We start from the raw sequence: 24,462 nt of genomic DNA, 5'->3' as shown, positions 1-24,462 counted from the left end.
GAGACGCAGCGACTGCCATAGCCGGCGTCGCCAAAGCCAGAAAGGTTCACATGTCAACCGCAACTCAAACCAACGACCGCATCCCGGCAACCGTTATTACGGGTTTCCTCGGGTCCGGGAAAACTACCCTCGTGAACAGGATTCTTCACGAGAACCACGGCAAGAAGATCGCCGTCATCGTAAACGAGTTCGGCGAGATCAGCATCGACGGCCAGCTGGTCATCAGGGACGAGCAGGCGGAACTCGTCGAGTTCAACAACGGTTGTCTCTGCTGCACGGTCAGGGGAGATTTGATCGAGACGCTCGAAAGGCTTCAGGAACGCGCGGGCGAACTCGAGGGTATCCTGATAGAGACGACCGGGCTTGCCGATCCCGCTCCGGTCGCTTCCACGTTCTTCGTCGCCGACGACGTGAAAAGCCGCATTCGCCTCGACGCGTTCGTGACAATGGTCGACGCGGTCAATCTGGAGACAAATCTCAACCAAAGCCCCGAGGCCGTCGAACAGGTGGCGTTCAGCGACGTGGTGCTGGTGAACAAGATCGACGTCGCCTCGCCGGAACAGGTGAAAAGCGCGGAAGCTACGGTACGCAGGATCAACCCGCTCGCGCGTATCCATTTCACGGCGAACGCCGAGATCGATCTGGGACACGTCATCAACGTAGGAGCGTTCGACCTCGTGCAGAAGCTCGACGTCGATCCGGGCTTCCTCGACGACCACGAGCACGAGCACGATCCGGCGGTCGGATCCTTCATCCTCGAGGAAACGCGGCCCATCGATCTCAATCTCTTCTCGCTCTGGCTGAACGAAGTCGCTCAGACGCGCGGGCAGGACCTCTACCGGACAAAGGGCATCTTCCACGCCAGGGGTTTCAAGGAGCGTGTCGTCTTCCAGAGTGTCCGGATGCTGACGACAATGCGCATGGATCGCCCGTGGACCGACGACGAGCCGCGCGTGTCGCAGTTCGTCGTGATCGGGAAAAACCTCGATCGCGACGCATTCGCCGACGGGTTCGCGCGCTGTGTGGCGGGATAGGGCGCGGCGATGACCCTCATATCGGGATCGACTGCCAGCAGCGTGGACACCGGTGAACCGGTCTACCAGGTCCATGTCTTCTGCTGCACGAACGAGCGGCCAGCTACTCACTGGAGGGGATCGTGCGGAGCCAAACGAGGACGGCAGCTGTGCGATTACATGTGTCGCCTCGCGATGACCTTGGGAATGAGGCGGATCCGGATAAACCACGCCGGATGCATGAACGTGTGCGAACATGGTCCGGTGATGGTGATTTACCCGGAAGGCGTCTGGTATCGCTTCGAAACCGAAGACGATGTCTCGGAAATCCTTCGGTCACACGTCGGTGGAGGACGTCATGTGGATCGGCTGAGGCTGTTCATCGATCCGAGTACAATCCACGGTTAGGAAAACATCGCTGGCGTATTCCCTCGTTCGGCTGGAACGAAGAGCCTAAAGTCCATGCAAATACTCAAGTAATTATGCGTATGGGCGGCAAGTCCGGCAGCGTATTTTAATCCAAAATTCGTAGGATTAGTCTCTTGACAATCCAAACGGTCGATGTAGTCTCCAAATTCAGCAATATAGCTGAAAACATTTCTGGCAATAAGCGCCTCACTGCATTCATCCCTCGGGGATGGCCTGCGTGGGGCGTTTTTCGTTTTTGGTCTCGAAACAAGGAGAATGAAATGTCTGCCGTTATCAATCCGAACGTACAGAGCTCTCACGCCGCCGACGCGATTCCCCTCGGGCAGGTACTGCCCTGGGCGGTTTTTGGAGGAATGTTGATGCTCCTCTCGATCTACTTCGTCGGCGTCGAGGAAGGCGCGATGTCACTCGTCTCGAGCAATTACGTCCACGAGTACGTCCACGACGCCCGTCACCTTCTCGGCTTCCCCTGCCACTGATATTATAAAGGAGATACGGCGATGGTCGGAAAACTGCTCGTAAGAGGAATGTTGGCTGGTGTCATCGCCGCCATCTTTGCCTTTGCCTTTTTCAAGTCCTACGGCGAACCGTGGGTCGATCACGCGATCGCGATCGAGGAGCAACATAGTACGGCGGCCGGGATGGCCGCCGAACCCGAACTCGTCAGCCGTTCCGTCCAGGCGGGACTGGGCCTTCTTACCGGTGTCCTCGTCTACGGCGTGGCGATCGGCGGACTGTTTGCCATTGCCTATGCCTTCGCGAACAAACGTCTCGGCGTGCTGAGCCCGCGCAGCACCGCTATGCTGATCGCCATTGTCGGACTGGTGGCTCTGATCGTCGTGCCTGCTCTGAAATATCCGGCTAACCCGCCTGCGGTCGGAAGCGGCGACACTATCGGCGCGCGGACGCAGTTATACTTCCTGATGGTCGCGGCTTCCGTCTTGTCGGCCACGCTATCCATCATGGCCGCCACGAAGCTGTGGCCTAAGATCGGCGGGTGGTACGCGTCGCTCGCAGCCGTATGCATCTACGCCGGCATCGTAGCGGTCATGATGCAGATCCTTCCTGCGGTGAACGAGGTTCCCGAAGGCTTTCCGGCGGAAACCCTCTACAATTTCAGGACATCCTCGCTCGCGGGTCATGTGATATTCTGGACGATGCTCGGCGTTGCTTTCGACATCATCCGGCTATGGTCCGACGCACTGTGGCCGAAGCGAGGGACAAACGCGGCCTGACAGTCCGCGAACGCGCCGACCGTTTCCATTCAAGCGTCCAATGTTGAGAGGTTTCAGAAATGTCCGTTAACGTAGGCCTCGACATCGACCGCGGTCGGCCGCTTCCCGCTATAGGTACGACCGAAGCGAAGCTCCAGCAGAGAAAACTGGACGCCCTACGTCGCGGCGTTCACCGCATCCAAGACCACACCGAGATGCCTTTCGGTATCCATCTCGTAGGCATCGGCGGCGCGGGCTGCCGGGTGATCGAGGAATTCCTGAGCACGGCCCCGGAAAACCTGCTCGACAAGCCCGGTTCGAGGTTCACCGCCCTCGCGATCGATGTCGGCGACGATGACCTCCTCAAGGTGCGTACTTCTGCGACCAGGTTCCCAGAGGAGCGCACCCAGGTTGAAACGGTTGCGCTCGACATGGCGTCGTCGGAGGAGCTGCAGGAGGTCGTCGGGAAATACGCGGATTTCCTCAAGCTCGAATACCCCATGTACCATCCGAACCCCGGTTCAACCTCGTGGTTGCCTTCGGGGAAGTCGATACGGGCCGAAGACGGGTCGATGACCCGGGCAGGTTCGAAGGCGCTATACGGCCAGGCGTATTACGATGCCGACAGGCCGATGCAGAAGGCCTTGAAACGGTTCGTCGCCAGCGTCGAAAAGACAGGCGGCAATTCGATCGTGTGCATCGTTTTCGGTCTGGTCGGCGGTACCGGTAGCGGGATCGCCATGGATCTGGCCCGCCATCTCTCCTCGGTCCAGTTCGGCCGCCGGGTCCTCGTGACGGGTCTTGGGATCGCGCCGCATCCCGACGAGGTCACCCCCGACAAACTGACGCGGCTGCATGCTGTCTTCTCCGAGCTGGACGTCCTCTGTGACGAGACCAAGAACGCGGGGATCACGCTCTCGTGCGGCGACCTGTTCAAGAACCCGTTCACCGCGGGTTTCATGATCATTCCCCAGCCTGCGAACGTCAGCGTGTCGGAAGCCCGGGAAGAAGTGAGCAAGCGGCTCGCGAAGCTTATATTCGAACGTCGCGGAGCGAACGTCTGGGAGGCCCTTAGGCTACTCAACTGGGTTGCCGCGCCCTCCACGCAACATTCGGCCGCGAGAACGCCCTGGGGTTCTAGGTGGATACACATGATCGGTTCCGCGCCGGACGGAAGCGGCTCGTCGAACCGCGACTTGCGGAAAGACCTCGGGCTGCTCGAGGACTATCAGCCGGAATTTCTCGAATTGAGGACGTCGGGAACGATCGACGAAAGCGAACGCAAAGCCTGGACAGAGGCGCTGGATTCCGCTTTCAGCCCTGAAGCACCCACGTGCGCCACGGACGGCGGCTCGCCGGGCATCGTTCAATACCTGTTGCCGCGTCTCGCGCTCAAGGACCTGTCGGTTTTCGAAGCCGCTCGGAATGCCTACGACGAAACCGATCTGCTGCATCGCCAGTCCGAACACGCGCTGTTGCTCGACCAGGGAATTGTACTTTGCGAGCCGTCGACCGCGATCGAGGGAATGGCGGGCGCGAGCCTCGGCGGCGGAACCCAGTGGATCGCCGTACCCCGCGATCAGCTGCGCGGCGAATACGCGTAACGGAGGGCGACATGGCACTCGATTGGGAAACGGTGAAGGCAAAGTACGGAAACGGCTACCAGGTCCCGACAATCCGGGGCGGCAAATTCGTGAACATCACCCGTGTCGACGACGTGGCGATCTACATCGAGAGCCCGATCTGGAGCGCGACATTGCAACGCAAGAACCTGGAAGCGGGGGTGGCGTTGATCGAGGAGGGCGTCATCTCCCGCGATCCCGGCCTCTTCGTCGAAGACTACATGATCTACGTGGCGCACGAGCGTGCGAGTTCGGTCGCCCATATTCTCCGAGACCTCGGAATTCTCGATCAGACGGAGACGTTCAGTATCCGTTGTTGATGGTGGCCAAACGCAACCCAACTCTCGCGGACGAAAGAGGCACGCCACCTGGCTCCGATAACCGCGTCGGCATAACCAATCACATCCAGAGGAGATACATAACATGGCATCGTCATCAATGTACCACAGCGCGACGGGGACCCAGTCGCCCCATTGCATCCACGCGATCGGGATCGGCCGCACCGGGGCCGCCTACATCGAAGCGCTGCTCCGGACGGGCGAAGTCGAAGACCTTCTGGCTTCCGACTCCCGCGCCACCTGCGCCGTGATGATCGTCGATATCGGCGAGCAGGACATGAACGTCGCGATCGACTACGCCAACTCGTTCAAGCAGCGCCTGCAGTCCCGCGGCGTTTCGGCCGACAAGTTCAATTTCCAGGCGATCGCGCTGCCCGTCCCGGACAAGCAGGAGTTTTTCGAAGGTCTTAACCGGACCCGCGAGTTCCTCAAGCTGGAATATCCTCGCTATTACTGGAACCCGAACTTCGAATCCTACGTCTCGCACAAGTACGTTCTGCCCGAAGCCGGAAACCACTTCCCGCGCCTGGTCGCGAAGGGCATCTACGCCAACGCCTACTACGCTGGCGAGCGTCCGATGGACGTCGCCCTGCGCAGCTTCGTGGACACGGTCGAGCAGGCGCAGCTACCTTCGATGGTCCTCGTTCCGTTCAGCATCGCGGGCGGCACCGGCAGCGGCATCGTGGTCGATCTGGCGCGCCATCTGTCGAACCTCAAGTTCGGTCGCCGCATTCCGGTCATCGGCGTCGGACAGCTCTCTCACGTCGGTGACGGCGAAGAAGTCCACAACGGGGCGGGCCAGTACACAGCGCTCAACGAAATCGACTGCATGCTCGACGACGACAAGAACGCCGGCGTTACCGCCGTATGGGGCGAGCCTTACCGCAACCCCTTCACGGGCGGCTTCTTCGTCGTCAATCCGGAACACAGCTGGCATCGTCTGACCGCCTACACGACGACAGGCGAGAAGGAAGTCCGCCAAAGCTTCCGCCAAATGGTCACCAACCGCTTCGTCGCGGACAGCTTCATGCGGTTCGCCGTCATGGACTACGGCCGCGTCCTGTTCCGCGCCCTTCGCCCGGCGGGTTTCACGGGTGCTCCCCACGAAACCCTGTCCTCGAAGTCGCGCAACTGGACCCTGTTCGATGTCGCGAAGCTGACCCATCCCGGCGTTCAGGTGCTCCCGGGCGAGGCGGCCTCGAAGTGGCAGGCGACGATCGCCCAGTGGATCGACTTCATTCCGCAGTACAGCGGTCTGCGGGACGGGTTCAAGACGGACTATGCCGAGGTCCACATCCACGCATCCCGCGACATGGGCTTCGACAACATCGAAAAGGGTATCAAGGAACTGGTGTCCAAGAACTACCTTCTCGAAGGCGACTCGACCTACCAGACTTATAACCACGAGTTCTTCGATGTCCTGACCTCGTACGCCAACGTCATCATGCCCGGCGTCGCGAAGACCGATCTGCATGCATTCTGGGAAAGCCAGAAGGCGTACGACAAGCTCGACTGGGAAACCAAGCTGCACGAGCATGCCTGGCTCGTGGATATCGGACCGATGCTCTCGGAGCCCGCGATCCGCTTCGAGGGCATGGCCGGGGAATGCATCTGGGGCTGCGCATGCTGGGTCGTCGTTCCCTACGACCAGCTCCGCGGCGACAAGCTGCCCCCGCCGAACCGCAAGGTCATCCGCGAGGAAGCCATCGCCATGATGACCAAGACCGTCGTCAAGACGCCGGGCGGCGAAGCCAAGAAGCTCGCGAAGGCTCACGCCTGATCCGACAGCAGCGACACTGAAACCCGGAGCCGCGCCCACGCGCGGCTCCGAACCAGAAGGGCGAGGGCAAATGCACGAAAAACTCCAGTCATTGATCATCGAAGACGAGCCGTACTACCGCAGCAGCGGTAACGAGGTCGCTCTTTTCAGCGCCGCCATGAAGCGCAAGCTCCCTATGATCCTCAAGGGCCCGACGGGTTGTGGCAAGACCCGGTTCGTCGAGCATATGGCCTGGCGTCTCAAGCTGCCTCTTGTCACGATGGCCTGCAACGAGGACATGACGGCTTCCGATCTCGTCGGACGCTGGCTCCTCGATGCCGAAGGCACGCAATGGCATGACGGCCCTCTGACCACGGCCGTGCGTTATGGCGGCCTGTGTTATCTGGACGAGGTCGTCGAAGCTCGCCAGGACACGACCGTTGTCATTCATCCGCTGACCGACGATCGGCGTATCCTCCCTCTCGACAAGCGAGGAGAGGTCGTGAAAGCCCACCCGGACTTCCGCTTGGTTGTTTCCTACAATCCGGGATACCAGAGCGCGGCAAAAGATATGAAGCAATCGACCCGGCAGCGCTTCGGAGCGATCGACTTCGATTTCCTGCCACAGGCGGTCGAAGTCGAAGTGGTAGCACACGAGAGTGGCGTCACTCCGGAGATAGCCACGAGACTGGTCGCCGTGGCGACCCAGTCGCGAGCGCTACGTGGCAGGGGGCTGGACGAGGGTATCAGTACCCGGATGCTCGTCCATTCCGGCTCTCTGATCAGTGAAGGTATCGGTCCACACGACGCCTGCGCGCTGGCGATGACCGCACCGCTTACGGACGATCCGGATCTTCAGGCCGCGATGAGCGGTTTCGTGGAGGCACAGTTCGGTCCACGCCCATGAATGCCCACTTCGAAGCAATTCAGGGTCCGGTGTCGGCGAGAAAGCTCGGGATGCTTCGCGACATCGATGACTGTGCATATGACGCGCTGATCCGCGCGATGCCGCTGATATCCGATTATCTCAAATACGAGATCGATCTGGCAGACCTGGCTGGGCTGTTGTTGCAGATCGCTAGCGAGAAGCCGGAGGCGGCTCGCGCATTTGCGCACCGAATCGGCTCCGATCCTGCTTTGGTCGGGGATTACCACGGCTTGCGGCGGTGGGCGGTCCATGGGCTGCAGAAGCATCGGAACGATACCAAATGCATGCTCCATCATTTCGAATGGGGCAGCCCGCAGGCGTACTCCGATGAGCAGTCCTTGCACGATACCGAGGAATTATTGCGGGAACGCGGTGCCCTGCTTCATTATCTCGCGGGGTTCGGGTTCTCTGAATTCTCTATCGATCTCCACGAGCCGGATACCGACGGACGCCAAACCCGTGCGGTAACGATCGATGACGGCGTCATTCGCTATCCACGTCGCTTCTACGGCGACACGACTGACCGCGCCCTTCTGCGCCGCGCAAACATCGCGCACGTCGCCGCTCACCTGCGCCATTCTCCGTTGAGACGTCCAGCTGGCAATCGTCGACCCAGTCTGGTGGCTATGACCGCGCTCGTCGAAGACGCCCGCGTCGAACGCCTGATGGTCCAGGAATATCCCGGATTGAAGGCGCTGTGGGGTGGCTATCACACAGCGACCCCCGAGGTGTCCGGTTTCGATTTCGCAGGCCTGTCGGCTCGCCTGGCGCGGGCGTTGCACGACGACACCTACATCGATGCGAACCCATGGGTCGGCAAGGGACGCGAGCTTTTCGAGGAGGCGGCCTCGAAAGGACTCGACGATGTCAATGCTTTCGACCGCCTGGCGCGTACGCTTGCAATAGACCTCGGCAAGATGCGCCTTGAGCCTTCAGCCGACCGTCAACCGGAACCGATATACCGCGACGACAACGCGATCCTCTGGGGACCGGATACCGCGCTTCCGGAGGACCGCGAGCGTCATTCGGAGATCGAGATCGTTGATGCGCTCCAGGATGGCGAGAAGGCGGAACGGGATGTCGAGGGGATCGACGTCCGCCATAGGTACCGGTACCCGGAATGGGACCATCGACTTTCGGAATTACGGGAGGGGTGGGCCACAGTCGTGGAGGAGGAGTTGCCGCGTAGGAAGACCCGGCCTTCGCTTCAACGGCTTACACAACCGAAAATCACTCTCTCCGCGTCCGCACGGGTTCCGGACAGGGCGGTAAGGCTGACGCGCTTGACCGAGGGCGACGAAATCGACCTCAATGTCGTCGTTGAGAACGTGGTTCAACAACGAGCTCGACTATCCCCGGACGGTCGCATCTTCTGTCGCCATGGTCGTCGTCGCCGGTCCACTTCAGTCGTTCTGTTGATGGATTTTTCGATATCCACGGAGCGCTTCGTGCCCGGCAGCTTTACCAAGGTCATCGACATCGAAAAACAGGCTGCACTCGTCATCGCCGAGGCGATGGAGGCCCAACACGACCGCATAGCCATTCACGGTTTTTCCTCGAACGGACGACACGAGGTTAACTACCGGAGGATCAAGGATTTCGACGAGCCGTTCGGGGAGGAGGCTCGTTCTAGGCTGGCCGCATCTGCAAGCCGCCACAGCACCCGGATGGGCGCGGCGATCAGACATGCGACGGCGCTTCTGGAAGCCGAGGCCGCCGACCACAAGGTCGTCCTTCTCCTAACCGATGGCGAGCCTTCCGATATCGACGTGGCAGAAGACGACTATCTGGTCGAAGACGCCCGCGAGGCGGTCGTCAGCGGCCTGTCGCAGCGGGTCAGAACGTTCTGCGTCACACTCGACCGCCGCGCCGATCACTACGCGCGTCGCATCTTCGGACAGCGGAACTTCCTGATCGCCGAACGCGCCTCGACGTTCGCCAACAATACGAACAGGACGCTGACACGGCTCCTCGCCCTGTGAGCGGAAACTTGTGAACCCCTATACCAACGAGAAACCGGAGGAACAAATGACAGAGAGCAAAACCAACGACGCACCGGAACCACACTGTGTACACGTCATCGGCATAGGTCGGACAGGAGCGGTTTACGTCGAAGCCTTGCTTCGGACCGGCGAGATCGAGGACAACCTCGTCAACGAAGGAACGACGTTCGCCTCCCTGATAGTCGATATCGGTGACGATCACATGCAGGTCGCTAACGATTATGCGAGGTCGTTCAAGCCGCGAATGGCGTCGCGCGGCATACCTGCCGACCGTTACCTCCACGGGAACGTCGTACTTTCGACGCCGGAAGCGGGGGCTGTCGGAAAGCAGCTTGCAGCTGCCCTTCAACAGTTCGCGAACAAGGTGAAAGAAGCCAAGCATCCTTCGACCGTGTTCGTCGCCTGCAGCCTTGCCGGAAAAACCGGAAGCGTGATGGTGGTGAATATCGCTCGCGAACTGGAGAAAATCGGCCTCGGTGATAACGTCCGGGTCGCTGGCGTCGGTCAGCTCAGCCACAGCGGTGACGGAGAATACAGCGACAGCGTCGATCAGACGAAAGCGCTGGACGAGATCGACGCAACCTGCGGCGCGGTGGAAAACAACCCGTTTTCGGGCGGGTTCTATGTCGTTCCGACCGAGCACAGCTGGCAGCGCCTCACCGCCTACACCACGACAGGCGTGAAAGAGGTACGCCAGTCGTTCAAGCAGATGGTCACCAATCGGTTTGTTGCGGATTCGTTCATGCGGTGGGCTGTGTCCGACAACGCTTCGCACCTCATCCGCATGATCAAGCGGTGCGGCGGCAAGCTCAACATGTTCGGCATCGCGAAGTTCAGCCATCCTGGCGTCCAAGTACTTCCGGGACAGGCGCGATCGATCTGGGATGCCGTTTTGCAACAGTGGATTTCGTTCGTGCCGCAGTACTCGGGTTTGAAGGAAGGTTTCAAGACCGACAGTGTCGAAGTCCATATTTACGCCGCGCGGGATATGCGCATCGACGTGATGGAAGCCGAACTCAAAGACATCCTGGTTTCGAACTACCTCAAACAGGGCAGCTCGGACTACCAGGCCTACAAGAACGAGTTCTTCGATGAACTGACCTCCTACGGCAACATTATCTTGCCGGGCATCGGGAAAAAAGATCTCACGGCGTACGGTCGCTCGAACGGATGATCGGCTAGCCATGAGTTGGAGTGCACCTGACGTGGGGTGAGGGCGCTCGAACGGGACGGCGGGCTCTCCAAAAAGAAGCCCGTCTGACCCGATAGAAGTGATCGAAGACCGAATGCCCTTATCAACCGGACAAGGAGACCATAGTTAGAGCCGTTAAAGGCCACCGTGCTTCAGGCTTGCCCATTTGGTGTCGCCAAGATCCGAGCTGTCCCCATGGTACCCGTGGCGTATGAGGGAATAAGGTACAAGGGGACGCTCTGCGACGACTGCAAATCGCGCGTAGAATAATGTCCGTAGCCTGTTCCGCAGCGTTGCGCGTTGACGCTGTGCCGATGTTATCGGCCCATGCTCGACCCGGGAGATCGCCGTATATCCGGTCTCGTCGAGAAGCTGGGCGATCATCTCGAATGTCAGACCTTCGCTGAAAGGAAGCCGGGCCATGATGCCGGCATGTTTCTCCGTCATGACGTTTTCGTATAGGGGATCATGACCGATGAATCGCTCGAGGCACCGTACGCCGATTTCGGCGCACCGTCCGATGAACGGCTTGGTCGCCCAATTGCCGTCGAAGACGATTAGCTTGCCACCCGGCTTGAGCACCCGTAGCCATTCTGCAATAGCCTTACGCGGGTCCGTCAGCGTCCAGACAAGGTGACGGCAAACGATCGCGTCATAGGTATCGTCGGCCTCCATCGTGTTTTCCGCATCCCCGAGAACGAAACGCACTTTAGAGGACCCGCTGTGTTTTTTCCGGGCGACCGCGAGCATCTTCTCGGAAAAGTCGATTGCCGTTACGTCATGCCCTAACGAGAGAATGACCTTCGTTATTTCGCCGGTCCCGCAGGCAAGCTCGAGGACCTTCTTATCCCCGTCTCCCAGAATGCTCCGGATAGACGCCGTCCAGGCATCCTGTTCGGGTCCGGGGGCGATGCGATGCCCGAAGGCCAGGTCAAAGGTCTCCGCTCTGAGGGACCAGTACTCCCGGATGTCTTCTTTGAGATCGTAGTTCCGCGGGTTCACAGGTTTCCCTTCCTCAACTAGCGGCCCTGAGCCTGCCCTCGCGAGCCAGATCAACCCGACCGCGCGGCAGGAAACGAATGTTACAGCTGCCGTGTCCGATGGTTTCTACCTCGGCCTCGACGCCGAAGACTTCGCGGATGCAACGCACCGTAAGCACATCGGACGGCTTGCCGAGCGCAACCAATGACCCGTTTTGCATAAGCGCGATCCGGTCGCAGAACAGGGCCGCATGGTTGAGATCATGCAAGGCAGTGACTACAGTAAGGTCGAGTTTCCCGACCAGATCGAGAAGGTCGATCTGGTGGCCGATGTCGAGATGGTTGGTCGGTTCGTCAAGCAAAAGCACCTTGGGTTCCTGTGCAAGGGCCCGGGCGATATGAAGCCTCTGGCGCTCGCCGCCCGAGAGGGTGTGCCAGTATCGTCCCGCGAGATGATCCATGTCCACGTTTCGAAGCGCCCGGTTCACGGTCTCAGCGTCTACCTGTGTCCAGGGTGTATATGCGCCGAGGTGAGGAGTGCGGCCAAGCTCTACCGCCTGACGCGCGGTGAGGCGTTCTCCGGTCTCCGCTTGCTGCTCCACCAGGGCGATGCTTCGGGAAACGTCGCGCCTGCCGATTTTCGACAGCGGTTGACCATCCAGTGTTACACTGCCGACCTGAGGCTTGCGTATTCCGGAAAGAAGGGACATCAACGTCGTCTTCCCAGAGCCGTTAGGGCCGACTATGCCGAAGAATTCGCCGTCCGCAACGTCGAAGGAAATCGACTGGAGGAGGGCTGTTCCGCCTATAGACCAAGAGAGGTCATTTGCCGATAGCTTCATGCCCGTTCTCTCTTTTTGGCTAGAATGACGGCGAACACCGGTGCGCCCACCAGCGCGGTCACCACACCGACGGGGAGAACCTGTCCGGGAATGAGGGTGCGCGAGCATATATCCGCGAGGATCATGAAAACCGCGCCGATGAGTGCCGATGCGGGCAGAAGTACACCGTGTCTCACACCTACCAGCATTCTTGCCGCATGGGGGATCACCAGGCCGACGAACCCAATCGAGCCGACGATCGACACCATCGTCGCGGTCATAACGGCAGATGCGCCGATAACGACGATCTGGGTCCGAAGCACGGAAATGCCGAGTGACGCCGCCGAGTTCGAACCGAACGCGAACGCGTCGAGCGCACGCGAGTGCCATAGACAGATGACGAGGCCAAGGAGGGTTGCCGGAACAGCAAGGTACGCGTCTGGCCACCTTACGCCGGACAGGTTTCCGAGAAGCCAGAACATGATGCCACGCGCCTGCTCGGCGGTAGCTGCCTTCGTCACGATAAAGGATGTCAGCGCATTGAAGAGTTGCGATCCGGCGACACCTGCCAGGATGATGGCGGTGGGTCCGGTACCGGTTTTCACGGCGAGGAGGCTAATCAGCAGGAACCCCACGAGCGCTCCGAGGAATGCACCGAGGGGGAGGCTCAGCATACTGGTGCCCAGCCCGAGGATGGCGACACTGACCGCTCCCGTAGAGGCTCCCGCCGAAATGCCGAGAATATAGGGATCGGCGAGAGGGTTGCGCAGCAGGGATTGCAGCACCACTCCGGAGATCGCCAGTGCCGAACCGCAACACGCGGCAACGACAGCCCGGCTCAGCCGATAACTCCATACGATACCTTCATCCAATGGGACGACGGGATATCCGGAACCCCACACCTTGTTGGCGATCGTCTGCCCGACGATCGTCACGGGGATCGCGGTTTCGCCGATCGCGGCCCCCATGCAGACGCTCACCAGGAGGACGGCAACAGCGGCAAGGACCATCCCTGTCTTGAAGAAAGGTGAGCCGGGCCGGGTCATTTCGCGAGCCCGGCCTTCTCGATGGCGGTGGCTAGCGTCTCGATGCCCTCGATCGTGCGTATCGTCGGGTTCATGGCTTGGGCGTCCATCGAAAAGACGTGGCCCCGCTCGACGGATTCCATCAACCGCGTTACGGGGTCGCTCTCGAGAAACGCCATCTTGGATTCGAGGCTGTCCATCGGGTAGCGGCGACGCTCCATCGACCCGGCGACGATGACGGTGGGGTTCTTCTTCGCGATCGTTTCCCAACCGACGGTCGGCCACTCGTCATCTGTCTCGATGACGTTTTTGATGCCGAGCGCGGACATAATGTAGCCGGGCGCACCGTTCTTGCCCGCAACGTAGGGGTCTGATTGCGCAGCGCTAGAGAACCAGAATACCGCCGACACCTTTCCGTCCAGTCCCGCGACTTTCGCCCGTGCCGTTTCCTCTCTTTTCTCCAGATCCGCGATGACCTCTTCGCCCTTGTCCTGGATGTTGTAGATCGCCGCCAGGTCGCGGATTTCCCGGTAGACAAGCTCCATGGTGAACACTTGATGTCTCACCCCGTCGCTCGCAGCGGAATTTTCCTTGCCGACGCAATCCGAAGGCGAGGTGTAAACCGGAATTCCGAGCTCCTCGAACTGCTCGGGTTTCGCGACGACGCCCTCCGGCCCTACCTGCCATTGGAACTGGACGGTGATCAGATCCGGCTTTTTAGAGAGGACGCTTTCGAAACTCGGATCGTTGTCGGCAAGTCGTTCGATTTTGGAATCGATCTCTTCGTAACCCTTGAGGACCGGACCCACCCAGAGGGCCGTACCGACGACTTTGTTAGCGAGACCCAGTCTGTAGAGGATTTCGGTGCTGCTCTGACCGATCGAAACCGTCCGGGTAGGGGCATTCTCGATCGTGATGTCGCGACCGCAATTCCGTATCTTGAGTGGATACGATGTCTCGGCAGCCTGCACTGTGGACGTCAGCGCGGCTGCGAAAAGGACAGGGCTGAGGGTGCGGATTAGGATGTTCATCGAGTTCCCCTTTGTCGGTATTCGTGACCATGTTTCCGGACACGTGCCGCGTTTGAGCGTCCGTGTTCGGAAACAAAAAAACCCACGTGTCGCGAAGCGAACGTGGGGCGTCGTTACCGTGGATTTGGATGGCGTTGTTGCCAGCGAAGAAAAGCTAGCCAACACGTACTATGACGTCAACAGCTTTTGTTGGCGAATGGCGAGTACCTCCCAAGCGCATTTCCACATCGCTACTGCCAACTCGTTGTTGACTCGAGCCAACCTCTCACCTAGTCTTCGTGAAATCGGTATGGCAAAGATGCCATCGAAATACGGGTGATGTGACCCCACGCTTTTCGCTTTGCGGAACGTGGGTTTTTTTGTGTTCGGTTTTCGCCGGGCAGCCTGTCGGCAACAGAGCCGAACTACATAGGTGGCAAAAAGGCCCCGGAACGAACTGCCCTCAAGCAGCTCGTTCCGGGGCCTTTTTTGTTCCTGCGAGGGAGAAGGAACTCGAGGCGGAGCGACCGGTCAGTCGCCGCTCCGGCAGACGACTGTTTCGCGGGGCGGGCCTCCCACCGCTTCGCGTCCATCATGTCCGAGGCCTGCGCTCACGACGAATGCAGGCGTCGGAAAACGACCATCCGCCAAACCCAGAAACTACAACGTGAGGAGAACGACTATGTACCACGGCGATATCACCAGCAGCAAAGACACGGTCGGCGTTGCCGTCGTGAACTACAAGATGCCAAGGCTTCACACCAAAGCCGAAGTCCTCGAGAACGCGCGCAACATCGCGAACATGATCGAGGGAATGAAGGTCGGCCTTCCGGGCATGGACCTCGTGATATTCCCGGAATATTCCACCCACGGCATCATGTACGATTCCAAGGAAATGTACGAAACCGCCTCCCAGATTCCCGGCGAAGAAACCGCGATTTTCTCCGAGGCATGCCGCAAGGCGAATGTGTGGGGCGTCTTCTCGCTGACGGGCGAACGTCACGAGGAGCATCCCAAGAAGGCTCCCTACAACACGCTTATCCTGATGAACAACAAGGGCGAGATCGTCCAGAAGTACCGGAAAATCATGCCCTGGGTTCCGATCGAGGGATGGTACCCGGGCGATTGCACCTACGTGTCCGAGGGGCCGAAAGGTCTCAAGATCAGCCTCATCATCTGCGATGACGGAAATTATCCCGAGATCTGGCGCGACTGCGCGATGCGCGGCGCGGAACTGATCGTCCGCTGCCAGGGCTACATGTATCCGGCAAAGGACCAGCAGGTCCAGATGTCCAAATCCATGGCATGGGCGAATAACGTCTACGTCGCGGTGGCGAATGCTGCGGGTTTCGACGGCGTCTATTCCTACTTCGGTCATTCCGCCATCGTCGGCTTCGACGGCCGAACGCTCGGCGAGTGCGGCACCGAGGAAAACGGCATCCAGTATGCCCAGCTCTCTGTGTCGGCGATCAGGGACGCCCGTAAGAACGGGCAGTCCCAGAACCACCTCTTCAAGCTTCTCCACCGCGGCTACACGGGCCTCATCAACTCTGGTGACGGCGACAAGGGTACGGCTGCATGCCCGTATAACTTCTATGCGAAGTGGATCAGCGATCCGGAGGGCACGCGCGAAATGGTCGAGGCAATGACCCGCGGCACTGTCGGAACGGAAGAATGCCCGATCGAGGGTATTCCCAATTCCACGACCGCCCATCGTTGATGCCGTGATCAGCACTCTCCTGGCGGGCGGCCTGTCCGCCAGGAGAGATCATATAGGGATTTCAGCATGCAGCCCAGGACCAACCTCGATCAAGCTTCCGTCATACCCGACGCCCTGCAGGATTTCGCGATCGTCGAGGAGCCGTTTTATCGCGCCTCCGGTGAGGAAGTCGCGCTGTTCGAGGCCGCTTACCGGATGCGCATTCCCGTCATGCTCAAGGGGCCGACCGGATGTGGCAAGACCCGTTTCGTGGAACACATGGCATGGCGTCTCGGCCAGCCCCTGGTGACCGTTTCCTGTCACGAAGACATGACGGCCGCCGACCTCGTAGGGCGATTTCTGCTCGACGCCGACGGCACCAAGTGGCACGACGGCCCACTCACCATGGCGGCCCGCCTTGGCGCGATATGCTATCTCGACGAAATAGTGGAAGCCAGGCAGGACACTACCGTCGTCATCCATTCTCTGACCGACGACCGTCGTATTCTCCCGTTGGAGAAAAAGAACGAGGTGGTGCGCGCTCATCCGGATTTCAGGATCGTCGTGTCCTACAATCCCGGATATCAAAGCGTCCTGAAGGACCTCAAGGAATCTACAAAGCAGCGGTTTTCGGCGATCGGCTTCGACTACCCGGACGACGTGGCGGAAGCGGAGATCGTAGCGAAGGAAGCGGGCGTGGAGACCGCAATAGCGAGCGCATTGGTTCGCGTCGCGCAGCGGTCGCGCAATCTACGCGGTCACGGTCTCGACGAGGGGGCATCGACGCGAATGTTGATCCATGCGGCCATGTTGACGAGGCAGGGCATTCCGATCGCCCAGGCCTGTCGGATGGCGATCGTTCTCCCTATCACCGACGACCCCGACGTCCGCGAAGCGTTGACCGCCGCCGTATCGGTCTGTTTCTGATGCCTTCGCACGCCGACCTCCTCAATGCCGGGCGATGGGATGCCGAGTGGAAGTCGGCTCACGAAAGAATCGACCAGGCCGGGTACGGTGATCTCGTCGCCAGCGCCTACCGTCGACGGGGACCCGAGCTCGCGGATATCGTGGGGCTGGAGCCCGTACTGAGGTTGGGTCGTGCCGTCTCGGAGTTCGCGATCCGGACGGACAAGCGGACGACTTCCATTCTGCCGGACAGCGCCGTCGCCGTGGCGGAACTACTTCACCGACCGGACGCAGTCATCGAATGGCTGCTCATCGTGGAGAATGCAGCGAAGGCCGCTCCCTCAGCGATCGTCGCGCTGCTGGAGAACAGCGCGAAAATCCTCGGCAGGGTCGATCTCGCCGGGTTCAAAGCGTTCGTGTCGATGGGTATCGCCATCGGACGTCGCCACCCCGAAAGGCAGGCGGCATTCTTCAAGATGGAAGACCCGGAGGCCAGGCGATTCTTCGACGTCGAGGAGGGGGCGGATCGATACGCCGCCCTGCAGGGGACGCTTAGACCGTACCTGCGCGCCGTGTGGGGCATCGAGCCACCCATGCAGGTCGCCGCACCCGACATGCCCGAGCCGATGCGACGCCGCGTGGGGTTCGGAGGCGGGGGCATCCGGATGCCGCCCTCGTTTTCCGGATTCGAGGGTGAAGAGTCGCGTCGTATCTATCGCGCCGCCGTCGCCCACGTCGGCGCTCACCATCACTTCACGGAGCAGCTTTTCCCCGTCGGAGCGTTGAAGCCATTCCAGCTTGCAGTCATTTCCGTGATCGAGGACGCTCGCGTAGAACGCCTGGCGATCCGCGAGTTGCCGGGTCTCGCAGAACTGTGGCTGCCTTTTCATGTCGCCAAGCCCGGCGGTCCGCCCTTGGCCACGTCGCTCCTGGCAAGGCTTGCGAGAGCCCTGATCGACAGCGACTACCGCGACCCCGATGGCTGGATCGAGAAGGGACGAACGCTGTTCGAGCAGGCAGCCGACCTCGATCTGTCCGACCAGTCGCTCAGCAGGACGATCGGCGGTCTCCTCGGCAACGACCTCGGTCAGATGCGTATCCGGTTCGACGCCAAGGGATATGTCGTCCAGCCCGCATATCGCGACGACAACATCGGTATCTGGGATTTCGGCGACGCAGCGGAACCGGCAATCGAAATGCAGGACATCGTCGAAGGCGCTCGGGTCGAGCAGCAGCAGTGTGACGACGGGAAACCGGATGACGAAGCCGAAGACAGAGGCGATAACGAGGCTGTCGGAAAGGTATGCCTGAGCCGCGATGCGTCCGATGGAGTTCTCGTCGCCCGGTATCCCGAATACGATTATCTCGCGCGCAAGGATCGCACCGAGTGGTGTTCCGTTCGAGAACACCGGGTTCCGGAAAAGCCGGCCGACGCGATCATTCTCGCCGAGAGGGCACATGCCGATATCTCGTCGAAGCTGGCGAACATGATCCGTGCCGCGCGGACGGGCCGAACCGAACGCTTGCGACGACAGGCGGACGGCGATGTCCTCGACGTGGACGCCTGCATCGACGCTGCGATTTCCAGTCGGATGAACGTAGCTCCCGATTTCAGGGTCTACAGCCGTTACGAACGGAGAAGTCGAGACCTATCCGTCCTGATTTTGCTCGACGTGTCGAACTCCACCGCCGATGCCGTTCAGGGAGGGACGAGGAAAGTCCTCGACGTGGAGCGCGTTTCAACCGCCCTGTTATCGAGCACGATAGCCGGGCTCGGCGACAAATTCGCCTTGGCGGCATTCTGTTCAGACACACGTGAAGACGTCCGGTATTTCCGGATCAAGGATTTCGCGGAGCCCTACGATCTCAGGACAAAGATGCGTCTCGCCGGGCTGGATAGCGGAATGTCCACCCGGCTCGGAACGGCTATCAGGCATGCTGCCGAGGACCTTTCACGGCAACGAAGCTACCGACGTCTGTTGCTCGTAGTCACCGACGGGGAGCCCTCGGATATCGACGTGGACGACGAGCGTTACCTCGTGGAGGACGCCCGGGCCGCGGTCCATTCAGTCAATCAGAAGGGCATCGACACGTTCTGCGTGGCGCTCGGCTCCGACGCACCGTCCTACGCCGACCGGATTTTCGGTCGCAAGGGAGCGACGACGGTAACGAGGGTCGAGCAACTGCCGTCCCACCTTCCGGCGATTTTTCACAGGCTGACCCGATAGGGGCGAGCCTGGCCAACACATCAAGAGCATAGTGAGGAGGAGTACCGATGTCACAGAAGGTTTATCCGGTACAGCAACCGGTCAAGGACCGCGCGCTTATCGATAGGACCAAATACGACCAGTGGTACGCGGCAAGCGTTAGCGACCCGGACGCATTCTGGGCCGAGCATGGCAAGCGGATCGACTGGTTCAAGCCGTTCTCAGTCGTGAAGAACACGTCGTTTACCGGGGACGTTTCGATCAAGTGGTTCGAAGACGGCGAAACGAACGTCTCCTACAATTGCATCGACCGCCATCTCGACCAGCATGGGGATCGGACCGCGATCATTTTCGAGGGCGACAATCCCTACGTCGACCGCAAGATCACCTACAGCGAACTTCACGAGCATGTCTGCCGCATGGCGAATGTCATGAAGAAGTATGGCGTGAAGAAAGGCGACCGGGTTACCATCTATATGCCGATGGTCCCCGAGGCAGCATACGCGATGCTCGCCTGCGCCCGGATCGGAGCCGTGCATTCGGTCGTATTCGGGGGGTTCTCGCCCGAAGCCCTCGCCGGCCGTATCGTGGACTGCGAGTCGACGTTCGTCGTTACCTGCGACGAGGGCGTTCGCGGCGGCAAGGCGGTACCTCTCAAAGACAACGCGGACAAGGCAATCGACATCGCCGCACGCCAGCATGTGCTTGTCGACAAAGTCCTCGTCGTGCGACGTACTGGCGGCAAAATCGGCTGGGCACCCGGACGGGATGTCTGGCACCACCGGGAGGTCGAGACTGTCGACGCCACGTGCGCTCCGGAAAGCATGAACGCCGAGGACCCGCTTTTCATCCTCTATACGTCGGGTTCCACCGGAAAGCCCAAAGGTGTCGTCCATACGACAGGCGGATACCTCGTATACGCCGCAATGACCCACGAATACGTGTTCGACTATCACCCGGGAGATGTCTACTGGTGCACGGCCGATGTGGGCTGGGTCACCGGGCATTCCTACATCCTATACGGCCCCTTGGCGAACGGCGCGACGACCTTGATGTTCGAGGGCGTGCCGACCTTCCCCGACCAGGGTCGTTTCTGGGAAGTCATCGACAAGCACAAGGTCAACATCTTCTACACGGCCCCGACCGCAATACGGTCGTTGATGGGTGCGGGCGACGAGTTCGTCACCCGGTCGCACCGGTCCAGTCTGCGTCTGCTCGGTACCGTCGGCGAACCGATCAACCCGGAGGCATGGCAATGGTACCACGATGTCGTGGGGCAGGGGCGTTGTCCGATCATCGATACCTGGTGGCAGACGGAAACAGGCGGCCACCTCATTACGCCCCTGCCGGGCGCGACCGATCTCAAGCCGGGATCGGCGACGACGCCGTTCTTCGGTGTCAGGCCCGAACTCGTGGACAACGACGGCAATGTCCTCGAGGGGGCGGCTGACGGAAACCTGTGCATCGCGGACAGCTGGCCCGGCCAGATGCGCACGGTCTACGGCGACCACGACCGCTTCATTCAAACATACTTCTCCACCTACAAGGGCAAGTACTTCACGGGAGATGGCTGCCGTCGTGACGAGGACGGCTACTACTGGATCACGGGGCGCGTCGACGACGTGCTCAACGTGTCGGGCCATCGCCTCGGGACCGCGGAAGTGGAATCCGCTCTCGTGTCGCACGATCTCGTTTCGGAAGCGGCGGTCGTCGGCTACCCGCATGCCATCAAGGGGCAAGGCATCTACTGCTACGTGACACTGATGGCCGCCGCAGAGGAATCCGATGAACTTAGGCAGCAACTCGTCAAGCATGTCCGCAGCGAAATCGGGCCCATCGCCGCACCGGACAAGATCCAGTTCGCGCCGGGCCTGCCGAAAACGCGTTCGGGCAAGATCATGCGCCGGATTTTGCGGAAGATCGCGGAGGATGATTTCGGAGCTCTCGGGGATACTTCCACGCTAGCCGATCCGGCTGTCGTGGATGATCTTATCGCGAACCGTCAGAACAAAGCGGCAGCTTGATAAAAAGGGAACGAACATGAGGCTGATGTTTCTAGGCGCGCCGGGTGCCGGCAAAGGCACACAGGCGGAAATAGTGTCCCGTCGGTACAAGATTCCGCACCTGTCAACCGGAGAGATACTGCGTTCGGAAGTCCGTTCCGGTACAGAACTCGGGCTCTCGATCCGCTCGACTATGGAGGCGGGCGGTCTCGTCTCCGACGATCTCATTTCCGATGTCGTCGCCCGCCGTCTCCAACAAGGCGATGCGGCTCGGGGCTTCATACTCGACGGATTCCCCCGAAACGTGGCACAAGCCCGGTGGCTCGACGGCTTGCTCGCCGACGAGAGGCTAGACGCCGTTGTCGAGCTGGTCGTAGACGAAACCGTTGTACTGGAACGAGTCCTGAACAGGGCCAGGGCCGCACTCGCGAATTCCACAGAGGTCCGGAAGGACGATGACGTCGATACGATGCGGGTGCGTCTGGAGGCCTACCGCGTAGCGACGCGTCCTCTGTCGGCATACTACCGCGAGCAAGGCCTGCTCTTCAGGGTCGACGGAATGAAGGGAGTGCACGAAGTGACCGACGAAATCCTGGGCATCACTGCCCGCGAGACGGTCGCCGAGCAATTCGGTTAGCGACCGCATTTCGAAGCTAACGCGGATGACTCCCTTCGCACCGCCGCCGAAGGGAGCGGATCGGCTGCTGTTCACCCTCGATGCAGCGGCAGCCGATCAATCTTGGGAGGGTATCGCCGGGGTCCGCCGCCGACACCGCTCGGTGCTTCTTCCGGGATACTCCTCTCCGGTCTTGCCGGAGGGGAGTGGTCGTTTGCCGTTCCGTCTGTCGGGAGCGGCAAACGACCTGTTTCGCGCGCGTCGGCGGTTCAGTGCATGATCTGGTTGAGGAAGATCTTCGTGCGCTCCTGTTCCGGGTTGTCGAAGAACCTAGCCGGGGTATTCTGTTCGATGATGCGGCCTCCGTCCATGAAGACAACGCGGTCAGCGACCTGCCGCGCGAAACCCATCTCATGGGTCACGCAAAGCATAGTCATCCCTTCCTCGGCGAGGGTCACCATCGTGTCCAGAACCTCCTTGACCATTTCCGGGTCGAGTGCCGAAGTCGGTTCGTCGAACAGCATTATCTTGGGCTTCATGCACAGCGCGCGGGCTATCGCTACGCGTTGCTGCTGACCGCCCGACAGCTGGCCAGGATACTTGTTTGCCTGTTCGGGAATCCGGACCCGTTCCAGATAGTGCATCGCGATCTCGTCTGCCTGCTTTCTCGACAGCTTTCGTACCGACATCGGTGCCAGAGTGCAGTTCTCGAGGATGGTCAGATGCGGGAACAGGTTGAAGTGCTGGAACACCATCCCGACCTCCCGTCGAACTTCGTCGATCTTCCTGAGATCTCCGGTGAGTTCGACGCCGTCCACGACGATCTTGCCCTGCTGATGCTCCTCGAGACGGTTTATGCATCGGATCATCGTGGATTTTCCGGACCCGGACGGTCCGGCGATGACGATGCGCTCCCCGCGCGAAACTTTGAGATCGATCTCGCGCAGGACCTGGAACTCGCCGTACCACTTCGACACGCCGACCAGTTCCGCTATGGCCGCATTGTCCTTCCCGGAATCGCCGGAGTTCGGGCCCAAGGTCGTTTCGAGGTTCGTTGGCTCAGTCATGGTCATCGATCGAAGGCCGCGAGGCGTCGTTCAGGAAACGTGGGCTTCGGGCGAGAGCGCCCACTATCATGTTTATCACGCGGCCTGCCGCGATCGCGGTGACGTCGTTGACATCGCGGGAAGGTGTCATCTCCACGATGTCCATTCCCACGACACGCCCCTTGCGGACAAGGCCCTGCAACAGGGCACGAAGCTGATGGTAAAGCACGCCACCGGGCGCGGGAAAGGCGACAGCGGGCATTACCGAAGGGTCCATGCCATCGGCGTCCAGCGTGATATAGTAGTTCCCGCCATCGGGAATACGGTCGAGTACGCCCTGCATACCGACTTCGTGCAGATCGTACGCCGATACGATGTGGGCACCGTATTCGGTCGCGGCCCGAACCTCGCTGGCACCCGCGCTGCCTTGACCGCGAATGCCGATCTGGAACATCTCCCCGACATGCGCCATCTCCGAAGCGCGACGCATCGGACTGGAATAGCCGTCCGTCACGCCGTGAACCTCGTCGCGCCAGTCGATGTGGGCGTCGATCTGGATGATCGTCAGCTGGCCGTCATGCCCGGAATAGGCCTTGAGGACCGGTATCGGTATCGAGTGATCCCCGCCGAGAACGATCGGCACCGCCCCGGCGTTCAGGATTTTACGGATGGCGTTTTCGATGCGTACCGATGTACCCGCCAGATCCTCGCGATCCACGGTGACGTTACCGCAGTCGACGACCTTGATTTCCCTCCCGTCGAGTACCGTGCCGCCGACGTCGAAATCGAACCGCTCGTCCATGGACTGAAACCGTCCCGACGCTGCCCTGATGGCATCGGGAGCGTTCGCCTGGTCGCAATCTAAAGCTTCGGCGCTGTAAGGCCGCCCGATCGGTGCGCCGATGACCGCGACATGTGCGTCGAGCTGATCGAGGTCGGAGACCTTCGGGCATGAAAATATCGTCCCAACGTCGCTGTACTCGGTTGGCATAATCCGTTCTCCAATGTGCATGATGGACCACTTCCCTCGGAAGGTGTCAGGGTGAAACAGGGTCTCCGGCGGAGGGGGTGAATTGCGGGAGGTCGTGCCGCTGGATGACTTCGTCAACCGGAGCGTCGCGTAGGACGCGGCCTTTATCGAGAAGAATGGCGCGGTCTGCTACCCGCCGCGCGAAACCGAAATCGTGGGTCACGATGGCCATCGTCGTTCCCTGGGACGCGAGTTCCCTGAGGTAGATGCCTGCATTCGACGCATAGCGTTTTCAGCTAAAAGGCGAGAACGGTACTCTAGAAGGTTTTGAAAACAAAAAAACGCGGGGCCTCGTCGAGGATACTGTATTTGTATGGCAATAACGAATTCATTATCTCATTTAATACTTTGATATAAGCAGATAGAATGCTGTTTCGCAAGGAATACGCTAGGATAAATTTTTTCTAGGAGGAAATGCCTATTTTGTATTTAGGTCACATTGGTGAATTTGGGACATGTTTTGCTGATTTCCACAAGTATCGCGAAATCAACGTGCTTCTCGGCGGTGTCGTAGTTCCATAATATAGATTATGCGATAAAGCGCTATAACAGGGTACATTCTATTTTAAACTGCAACATGCCAATGAATTCATGTGGTTAGCCATGGAGGAAATTGGATGT

The 24,462-nt window shown here is 60.1% G+C and carries 22 protein-coding genes; 15 read left to right on the top strand and 7 right to left on the bottom strand.

Annotation, left to right across the window (positions count from 1 at the left end; translation table 11 throughout):
* Nucleotides 1–50 precede the first annotated feature (50 nt).
* The 10 genes from FG152_RS25415 to FG152_RS25370 all read left to right on the top strand — a co-directional run bounded on the left by FG152_RS25415 (nt 51) and on the right by FG152_RS25370 (nt 10,480).
* Nucleotides 51–1,034 carry a CobW family GTP-binding protein gene (locus tag FG152_RS25415; RefSeq protein ID WP_259030779.1) on the top strand — a complete coding sequence of 328 codons (984 nt, stop codon included), beginning with the start codon at nt 51–53 and terminating at the stop codon, nt 1,032–1,034.
* A gap of 219 nt (nt 1,035–1,253) precedes the next feature.
* On the top strand, nt 1,254–1,421 hold the full coding sequence (locus FG152_RS25410) for a (2Fe-2S) ferredoxin domain-containing protein (protein WP_368649893.1): 168 nt from the start codon (nt 1,254–1,256) through the stop codon (nt 1,419–1,421).
* Nucleotides 1,422–1,702: 281 nt separating this feature from the next.
* Nucleotides 1,703–1,921, top strand: coding sequence for a CbtB domain-containing protein (locus FG152_RS25405; protein WP_148657851.1), 219 nt, complete (start codon nt 1,703–1,705; stop codon nt 1,919–1,921).
* A gap of 21 nt (nt 1,922–1,942) precedes the next feature.
* The gene (locus FG152_RS25400; protein ID WP_148657852.1) at nt 1,943–2,677 is read left to right on the top strand and encodes a CbtA family protein; all 735 of its coding nucleotides are present in this window, start codon (nt 1,943–1,945) and stop codon (nt 2,675–2,677) included.
* 59 nt (nt 2,678–2,736) lie between these two features.
* Nucleotides 2,737–4,260, top strand: coding sequence for a tubulin-like doman-containing protein (locus FG152_RS25395; RefSeq protein WP_148657853.1), 1,524 nt, complete (start codon nt 2,737–2,739; stop codon nt 4,258–4,260).
* A gap of 11 nt (nt 4,261–4,271) precedes the next feature.
* Nucleotides 4,272–4,598 (top strand): hypothetical protein, encoded by a 327-nt coding sequence (locus FG152_RS25390; RefSeq protein ID WP_148657854.1) that lies wholly within the window; start codon nt 4,272–4,274, stop codon nt 4,596–4,598.
* A 103-nt stretch (nt 4,599–4,701) separates the two neighbouring features.
* Entirely contained in the window at nt 4,702–6,396 is a 1,695-nt protein-coding gene (locus tag FG152_RS25385; protein ID WP_052821336.1) for a hypothetical protein, read from the top strand.
* Nucleotides 6,397–6,466: 70 nt separating this feature from the next.
* Entirely contained in the window at nt 6,467–7,282 is an 816-nt protein-coding gene (locus tag FG152_RS25380) for a CbbQ/NirQ/NorQ/GpvN family protein (RefSeq protein ID WP_277921071.1), read from the top strand.
* Nucleotides 7,283–7,332: 50 nt separating this feature from the next.
* Nucleotides 7,333–9,285: a nitric oxide reductase activation protein NorD gene (locus FG152_RS25375; protein WP_498989135.1), complete on the top strand. Its 1,953-nt coding sequence runs from the start codon at nt 7,333–7,335 to the stop codon at nt 9,283–9,285.
* Nucleotides 9,286–9,331: 46 nt separating this feature from the next.
* Nucleotides 9,332–10,480, top strand: coding sequence for a hypothetical protein (locus FG152_RS25370; RefSeq protein WP_148657857.1), 1,149 nt, complete (start codon nt 9,332–9,334; stop codon nt 10,478–10,480).
* A 153-nt stretch (nt 10,481–10,633) separates the two neighbouring features.
* Here FG152_RS25370 and FG152_RS25365 read toward each other — a convergent pair whose 3' ends face one another.
* Genes FG152_RS25365 through FG152_RS25350 form a run of 4 tightly spaced genes read right to left on the bottom strand, consistent with a single transcriptional unit; the run spans nt 10,634 to nt 14,355 of the window.
* Complete coding sequence (locus FG152_RS25365; protein WP_148657865.1) at nt 10,634–11,500, bottom strand: class I SAM-dependent methyltransferase; 867 nt, start codon at nt 11,498–11,500, stop codon at nt 10,634–10,636.
* A gap of 13 nt (nt 11,501–11,513) precedes the next feature.
* Nucleotides 11,514–12,320, bottom strand: coding sequence for an ABC transporter ATP-binding protein (locus tag FG152_RS25360; protein ID WP_148657858.1), 807 nt, complete (start codon nt 12,318–12,320; stop codon nt 11,514–11,516).
* A complete protein-coding gene (locus FG152_RS25355) occupies nt 12,317–13,345 on the bottom strand; it encodes a FecCD family ABC transporter permease (RefSeq protein WP_259030777.1) in 1,029 nt (342 codons plus the stop codon). The genes FG152_RS25360 and FG152_RS25355 overlap by 4 nt, the downstream gene beginning before the upstream one ends.
* Complete coding sequence (locus tag FG152_RS25350; RefSeq protein WP_259030776.1) at nt 13,342–14,355, bottom strand: ABC transporter substrate-binding protein; 1,014 nt, start codon at nt 14,353–14,355, stop codon at nt 13,342–13,344. Before FG152_RS25350 ends, FG152_RS25355 begins: the two co-directional genes overlap by 4 nt.
* A gap of 661 nt (nt 14,356–15,016) precedes the next feature.
* On the opposite strand from FG152_RS25350, the gene FG152_RS25345 reads away from it, so the two are divergent.
* The 5 genes from FG152_RS25345 (at nt 15,017) to FG152_RS25325 (ending at nt 21,786) form a co-directional block, all read left to right on the top strand.
* On the top strand, nt 15,017–16,054 hold the full coding sequence (locus FG152_RS25345; protein ID WP_148657860.1) for an aliphatic amidase: 1,038 nt from the start codon (nt 15,017–15,019) through the stop codon (nt 16,052–16,054).
* A 66-nt stretch (nt 16,055–16,120) separates the two neighbouring features.
* A complete protein-coding gene (locus tag FG152_RS25340; RefSeq protein ID WP_148657861.1) occupies nt 16,121–16,960 on the top strand; it encodes a CbbQ/NirQ/NorQ/GpvN family protein in 840 nt (279 codons plus the stop codon).
* On the top strand, nt 16,960–19,167 hold the full coding sequence (locus FG152_RS25335) for a nitric oxide reductase activation protein NorD (RefSeq protein ID WP_259030775.1): 2,208 nt from the start codon (nt 16,960–16,962) through the stop codon (nt 19,165–19,167). Before FG152_RS25340 ends, FG152_RS25335 begins: the two co-directional genes overlap by 1 nt.
* A gap of 47 nt (nt 19,168–19,214) precedes the next feature.
* The gene (gene acs / locus FG152_RS25330; protein ID WP_259030774.1) at nt 19,215–21,170 is read left to right on the top strand and encodes an acetate--CoA ligase; all 1,956 of its coding nucleotides are present in this window, start codon (nt 19,215–19,217) and stop codon (nt 21,168–21,170) included.
* Nucleotides 21,171–21,186: 16 nt separating this feature from the next.
* The gene (locus FG152_RS25325) at nt 21,187–21,786 is read left to right on the top strand and encodes an adenylate kinase (RefSeq protein WP_148657863.1); all 600 of its coding nucleotides are present in this window, start codon (nt 21,187–21,189) and stop codon (nt 21,784–21,786) included.
* 248 nt (nt 21,787–22,034) lie between these two features.
* Here the strand turns inward: FG152_RS25325 and FG152_RS25320 are convergent, their stop codons facing one another.
* From FG152_RS25320 to FG152_RS25310, 3 genes are read right to left on the bottom strand one after another with little or no spacing between them, the layout of a single operon-like run.
* Nucleotides 22,035–22,832, bottom strand: coding sequence for an amino acid ABC transporter ATP-binding protein (locus FG152_RS25320; protein ID WP_368649890.1), 798 nt, complete (start codon nt 22,830–22,832; stop codon nt 22,035–22,037).
* On the bottom strand, nt 22,825–23,802 hold the full coding sequence (locus FG152_RS25315) for an agmatinase (RefSeq protein WP_259030773.1): 978 nt from the start codon (nt 23,800–23,802) through the stop codon (nt 22,825–22,827). The genes FG152_RS25320 and FG152_RS25315 overlap by 8 nt, the downstream gene beginning before the upstream one ends.
* A 46-nt stretch (nt 23,803–23,848) precedes the next feature.
* On the bottom strand, nt 23,849–24,013 hold the full coding sequence (locus tag FG152_RS25310) for a hypothetical protein (RefSeq protein WP_259030772.1): 165 nt from the start codon (nt 24,011–24,013) through the stop codon (nt 23,849–23,851).
* Nucleotides 24,014–24,462 lie beyond the last annotated feature (449 nt).

Source organism: Ochrobactrum sp. XJ1, assembly GCF_024701725.1.
Lineage (GTDB): Bacteria > Pseudomonadota > Alphaproteobacteria > Rhizobiales > Rhizobiaceae > Brucella > Brucella anthropi.
Note: the sequence above shows the minus strand (reverse complement) of the source record. Positions and strands in the feature narration are given on the sequence as shown.